General features: G+C 69.4%; 7 protein-coding genes and 1 pseudogene. 2 read left to right on the top strand and 6 right to left on the bottom strand.

What is annotated here, in order from left to right:
- Nucleotides 1-6: 6 nt before the first annotated feature.
- Together IH26_RS0151980 and IH26_RS0151975 are read right to left on the bottom strand one after the other, a co-directional pair.
- The gene (locus tag IH26_RS0151980) at nucleotides 7-771 is read right to left on the bottom strand and encodes a DDE-type integrase/transposase/recombinase (RefSeq protein ID WP_211268944.1); all 765 of its coding nucleotides are present in this window, start codon (nucleotides 769-771) and stop codon (nucleotides 7-9) included.
- A 97-nt stretch (nucleotides 772-868) separates the two neighbouring features.
- Complete coding sequence (locus IH26_RS0151975) at nucleotides 869-1,306, bottom strand: hypothetical protein (protein WP_211268943.1); 438 nt, start codon at nucleotides 1,304-1,306, stop codon at nucleotides 869-871.
- Nucleotides 1,307-1,583: 277 nt separating this feature from the next.
- On the opposite strand from IH26_RS0151975, the gene IH26_RS0151970 reads away from it, so the two are divergent.
- Both IH26_RS0151970 and IH26_RS0151965 read left to right on the top strand, forming a co-directional pair.
- Nucleotides 1,584-2,171 carry a VOC family protein gene (locus tag IH26_RS0151970; protein ID WP_084599880.1) on the top strand — a complete coding sequence of 196 codons (588 nt, stop codon included), beginning with the start codon at nucleotides 1,584-1,586 and terminating at the stop codon, nucleotides 2,169-2,171.
- On the top strand, nucleotides 2,168-2,818 hold the full coding sequence (locus IH26_RS0151965) for an alpha/beta hydrolase (RefSeq protein ID WP_030443726.1): 651 nt from the start codon (nucleotides 2,168-2,170) through the stop codon (nucleotides 2,816-2,818). Before IH26_RS0151970 ends, IH26_RS0151965 begins: the two co-directional genes overlap by 4 nt.
- A gap of 800 nt (nucleotides 2,819-3,618) precedes the next feature.
- Here the strand turns inward: IH26_RS0151965 and IH26_RS0151960 are convergent.
- From IH26_RS0151960 to IH26_RS61800, 4 genes and pseudogenes are all read right to left on the bottom strand, one after another.
- The gene (locus IH26_RS0151960; RefSeq protein ID WP_211268941.1) at nucleotides 3,619-3,981 is read right to left on the bottom strand and encodes a transposase; all 363 of its coding nucleotides are present in this window, start codon (nucleotides 3,979-3,981) and stop codon (nucleotides 3,619-3,621) included.
- 139 nt (nucleotides 3,982-4,120) lie between these two features.
- Entirely contained in the window at nucleotides 4,121-4,414 is a 294-nt protein-coding gene (locus IH26_RS0151955) for a hypothetical protein (protein WP_030443724.1), read from the bottom strand.
- Between the two features lie 2 nt (nucleotides 4,415-4,416).
- Nucleotides 4,417-4,698 (bottom strand): hypothetical protein, encoded by a 282-nt coding sequence (locus IH26_RS0151950; protein ID WP_051810104.1) that lies wholly within the window; start codon nucleotides 4,696-4,698, stop codon nucleotides 4,417-4,419.
- A gap of 205 nt (nucleotides 4,699-4,903) precedes the next feature.
- A pseudogene (locus tag IH26_RS61800) lies at nucleotides 4,904-5,285 on the bottom strand (site-specific integrase); the annotation flags it as partial.

Below are 5,285 nucleotides of genomic sequence, written 5' to 3'. Positions count from 1 at the left end.
CTCTGATTATGCCGAGCTGACCGCACCGCCGACCCCGGCCGAGCGACGATCCCGCGCCGGGGTCGGCATAACGCGAACATCGGCATAATCGACATAGATCGACTCCGGAACACCCCGGGACGCCAGCGCGGGACGCAGCGCGGCCGCCAGCCGGACGGTGTCCTCGGCATGCCCGAACCGGTATCCAGTCAGCAGCCGGCTGTGATCATCGACGAACGCGAACAAGTAGGTCTTCCGGCCGGCCACCACCGGGCCGTGCAGGGCGTCGCCGGTCCACAACTCGTTCGGGCGTGCCGCCTCGAACCGGCCGAACACCGCCGGCGCCCCGGAGGCCGCCGCGAGGGCGTCGGCCAGCCCGATCCGACCGAAGTAGCGGCGCAGCGTGGTCTCGTCCGGGGCCCAGCCCAGCTGCGCGCGCAGGATCCGGGCGATCCCGACCGGAGTGCGGGCCGGGTTCTCCCGTTTCAGCGCCACCGCCAACTCCATCACCTCGCCCGGGGTCCGCGAGCTCGGCTGACGCGGGCTGGGCACCAACGCGTCGAAACCACCGCGCCGCCAGTCCCGGATCCACCGGTCGAGCGTCTGCCGCGACACCCGCACCGGCCGGCCGAACGGACCCCTGTGCTCGACCGCCGCGATCTGCCGGATCAGGACCCCACGCGCCTTGCTCGAGTGCGCTGGATCCGCCGCCTCACGGATCAACTGGTAGCGGAACAACCCGATCGCGCGGGCCCGCTCGATGCGCTTGCTGTCTTCCTCGTTGGCCGCCATTTGCGGACATCCCCTCCTCACCACTGACCACACAGGACAGCTCGTGAGGATCACCGACCCCGCGTCGCCGCGTCAGGGTCAACTCGTGTTGATCAACTCAGGCAGGCCAGCCAGGCGCCAGCAACCGGCCACCGGAGACCGCCGACACCCACACCCACGACGGCACCCCGAGCACCCCGAACCGGCCGATTGCCGCCGCCACCGCCGCGCCGATCACCGCCAGCGCGTCCGCCCACGCCCCACCCGCCGGCGCCGGTATCACCGGATCCACGGCCACCGCCCGCAGCAGCACGGTGACCAGCCGCCGCACCGCCTCCACTCGCTCACCGAACCGGCGCAACCAGCCCCGCACCGTCTCCGCTGGGCGCCCCAGCCGCCCTGCGATCCGCCGGAACCCCACGCCAGCAGCCTTCGCGGTCAACGCCGCCCCGATCACGACCACCGCATCCGCCCGCCGCAGCAACCACTGCACCGGCAGCAGCACATGCGTCACCCCGCACTCGGTGCACCGCGCCCGCCGGGGACGCGCCAGCACGGCACTCTCCTGACCCCGAAGCCGCCGGGACCGGGCATACCCCCACCCCGCCAACACGCCCGAGCAGCCAGGGCAGACCAGCCGCCCCTCGACCAACCGCCGCTCGACCGCGGCAGCGTCACCGCCTACCGTGACCACGACGCCTCCACGCGTCACGCACGGCCCTTCCGCGGCACTCCGGCCAAAGAGACAGCGGGAGGGCCGTCGCCTACCAGGACCTGATCACGGTGCCGCCGAACACAAATAAGGGCAACCACTCCGTGGTCGCCCTCAGCCCATCCTCACCCTCAACGCCGCTGGCCTACCCCAACCTGCTCATCTTGAGCGCCGTCTAACAGTCGCCGAGCTGGCGCGAGCCGTGCAGTTTTACACGCAGGTCTTCGACATGGTCGTGTCCGCACTCGTGCCGCAGATGGACGCGGCTTTCCTCCGCCTCGCGTGGTCGGAGAACGATCACGACCTCGGTCTGTTCGGGGTGGGGCGGAACGCCCCACCCCGGCGCCGGGGTGGGATCGGGCTGTACCACTTGGCCTGGCAGGTCGATACCGTTGACGAGCTGGAGGACGCCCGCCGGACGATGATCGCCGCACAGGCCTATACCGGGGACTCGAGCCACGGTCCGACGAAGAGTGTCTACGGTGTCGACCCGGACGGCAACGAGTTCGAGGTCATGTGGATGGTGCCCCGCGAGGAGTGGGGCAGGTACCAGAATTCCGCACCGATCGACCGGCTCGACCTCGGGGCCGAGATGGCGCGCTGGAGCGGCGTCGGCACCGCGGGCCGGCTCGTTCGTGGCTCGGCCTGGGAGGCTGGAGTCGGCGACGAGGTCCGTTCGGTTGATGACGTGGCCGGACATCGGGCATGACCTCGGCGGAGGCTTTCGCACCGCCGGTCGTGGCCACCGCTGGAGCTAAAGACCGGACCATGCCGCTCGTCGTCCTACTGCACGGGACCGGCTCGCACGAGCGGCAGATCCTCGGACTAGCCGACCATCTGCCGACCGGTGTGGCATATGCGGCGGTGCGCGGCCCCATCGCCGCAGTCGGCGGCTTTGCATGGTTTGCCAACCGTGGCATCGGGCGCCCCGTCGCTGAGTCGCTGCGCGCGACGATGGATTGGTTCCGCGCGTGGCTCGACGACCTCGCTCCGCCAGCGCGGCCTGTAATACTCGTTGGGTTTAGTGGCGGGGCCGCCTTCGCCGGTGGGCTGGTTCTCGACGAGCCGGCTCCCTTCGCCGGCGCAGCGCTGCTCTACGGCCCATTGCCGTTCGACGCCGGTGTGCCGACCAACCCCGCCCGGCTGGCCGGAGTGCCGGTCGTGCTCGCCCAAGGACTTCACGACAGGGTCATCCCGCGAGAACTGCAGAACCGTACGTGGGACTACCTCATGGGCGAGTCCGGCGCGTCCGCGACCGCCCGCCGCGACCCGGTCGGACACGAAATCGCCCCGCCCGCGGTGCACGCGTTGGCCGGCTGGCTCACCGAGCGTCGGGCCTTCCTGGTCGACCGTTAGCGCCTGGAGGCTCCAACAGGTCGCCGCTGTCGGCGATTTTCCGCGCAGGTCCCCACGTCCACAGCGTCCGCAACCCGCAACCTGGGAACAAGCCCGCGCCTGTCTTGTGCCTGCTGGGCACTCGCCGGCGTGCGTACCGACAACCTGTCCAGCCGCGTCCTGCCCCATGGATTCCGGCCGGCCGGCGAGCAGCAACTACCCGCTCTGCTGCGCCTGTGAGGCAGGACGCGACCCCCGTCGTGCTGACGCTCCAGCAGGTCGAACGACACCGCAACAATAATGGTGGTCCGCTGTTCAGCCCAAATACCGTCGTATCAATCTGCGAGAACGTCACTATCGTTTCCGAAGCCGAAAGGGGGTAGGGAGGTGGCCGGGTGCGCCCGCCCTGCCCCGCACCAGCCCCGTCCGCATCGGGTCGGCCGCGTGCGGGTGCTCTGGCGGGTGCCCTCACCGGCAGAGGAAGCGGTGCGTGTCAAGGGTTATCCATGAAGGAGCGGGGCCGGTCAAGTCCTTCGTGGCTAGAGTTTTGAGGGTTTGGCTGATTGCTGGGCTGGGCGATGGCCGTGCCGGGTCGGGCTGCGATGTGTGAGGCGCCGGGGCGCTGGTTGTGGGCCATGTTCACCGTGTTCCGGGTCGTGCCGGAAGGCAGGCCGTGGGCTCGGCTGCCGGTCATCCATCCGCGTGTCAGCATGGTGATCTACGGCCGTGACCGGGTGGGATCAATCAGAAACGGCGACCACGCCGCCCGCAGGCGGGAGTCAGACCCGTGTCGATCTCGCATCCGGTCACGAGGAGCCTGCTCACGCCGCGGCCTGGGCCAGGGCGAGGGCACGGATGCGCCCGTCGCGCAGGCCGTAGTAGACCAGGGTGAGCAGCTTACGGGCGGTCGCGACGGTGGCGATGTTCCGGCCGCGGCGCTCCGCGATGCGGGCGCAGGAGGAGACCAGCCAGCCGGCCGAGGCGGGGATCTTCTGCGCGGCCTCGACCGCGGCCCAGCGGACCAGGCCGCTGCTCTGCTTGGTGATCGGCCCCCGGCGCACCTTCGTGTCGGACTCGCGATGCTTCGGGGTGAGCCCGGCCCAGGACACCAGATGCGCGGCGTCGCGGAGCCGGCCGGCCTCACCGATCTCGGCGACGAACACCGCCGCATTTCCCTGCGACAACTGCGGGACGAGACGAGGCAACACCGCAGGGGCCGTCCAGCGGCGCCGTCCGGTATCCGGCGACGTTCAAATCCGCGGAATGAGTGAAGCCGCGATGTCGACAGACGCTCCTCAGGACGGGCAACAGGCGTGGCAGGGTTCAGACCGCGTTGGCCAGTGCCGCGTCGATAGCTTGGTGCAAGGCCGCCCGGGTGATGGTGATCGTTCCTTCGGGCGCGGCGGCGTCACGCTGAAGACCGGCGAGGATGTAGTCCTGCATGAGCCGGGATGGGGTCGTGCCCCGTCGGTCGGCCTCAGCTTCCAGCGCCTCGGACCACTCGGCGGGAAGCCGGACAGAGTGCACGATCTTCGCGCGGGGTCGGTCGGTGACGACTTCGGCGCCGCTCCAATCGCGGTTGTCGAGTGCGGCCTGGATGTCGCTATTGCTGGTCATGGCTATCCCTTCAGCATCCGCATGATCGATGCGACCTCGACATCGTCGAGGTAACGTGCCCCTGCGACTGTGTACTGGTCGTCCCGGTCCGGGTCGAGTTCGATCAACGCCACGGCCAGCCAGCGCCCTTGCCGGTCCATGCCCGCGACGTTGAGCACCGCTCCGATGTGCCTACGTACCACCGGACGGCTATGACGAAGCACGAACACCGCGTCCTGCCATGCCACTCCCGCGGCGGCCAGGGCGGTGTAGCTGTCGTCGTTGAACTCGTAGTCCTCCTCCACCAGCCTGTGTAAACGCCGCGTATACGGTTCGGAACTCCGACTTTGCCCCCTGTCTCGACAGGGCCCACAGGTCGCTTCGCTGCTCCGTTCGGTCGGCGGGCACCGACACACGTGTCCTGGCAGCGGCGATGTAATGCCGGTGGCATGTCGTTGGCTGTGTACGCCGGTCCGGTCGACTCACCAAAGCCTCCATCTGGCGGCTCGCTTACGCGTCCCGCTCTCCGGGCAAGGCAAGCGGGTGTGGTTCGCCGGTCAGCGCCGCCAGGGCGGTGGCGACTTCTTCGAGGGTGGCTTTGACGTAGCGGGCGGTGGTGCCGGCGTCGTTGGGTGTTTCGGCGTGTCCTGCGTAGGCGAGAGCAACACCGTAGCCGAAGACGCGTTCCACCCAGGTAAGCGTGGTGTGGCGCAGCCAGTGCGCGGAAACCTGCTGCTTGGCCACCCAGGGCAGAATCTTCCCAAGCCGTTCCCACAGGTAGTCATAACGGCGCCGGGTGACTGGTCGTCCGTTCGCGTACCGCAGCAACTGCCCGTCGCCGGGGACGCGACGTTGCAGGGAGTGCCGTTGCAGGTACTGCATCAGCGTGGGC

This window comes from Actinoplanes subtropicus, from assembly GCF_000721705.1.
Taxonomy (GTDB): Bacteria; Actinomycetota; Actinomycetes; order Mycobacteriales; family Micromonosporaceae; genus Actinoplanes; species Actinoplanes subtropicus.
The sequence above is the reverse complement of the archived record's forward strand: the minus strand, read 5'-3'. Positions and strand labels throughout refer to the sequence as shown.

Bases quoted from the DNA above. Each gene is read 5' to 3' on its own strand.
- IH26_RS0151980 (WP_211268944.1), bottom strand. From the start codon at position 771: ATGGCGGCCAACGAGGAAGACAGCAAGCGCATCGAGCGGGCCCGCGCG.
- IH26_RS0151965 (WP_030443726.1), top strand. From the start codon at position 2,168: ATGACCTCGGCGGAGGCTTTCGCACCGCCGGTCGTGGCCACCGCTGGA.
- IH26_RS0151955 (WP_030443724.1), bottom strand. From the start codon at position 4,414: ATGACCAGCAATAGCGACATCCAGGCCGCACTCGACAACCGCGATTGG.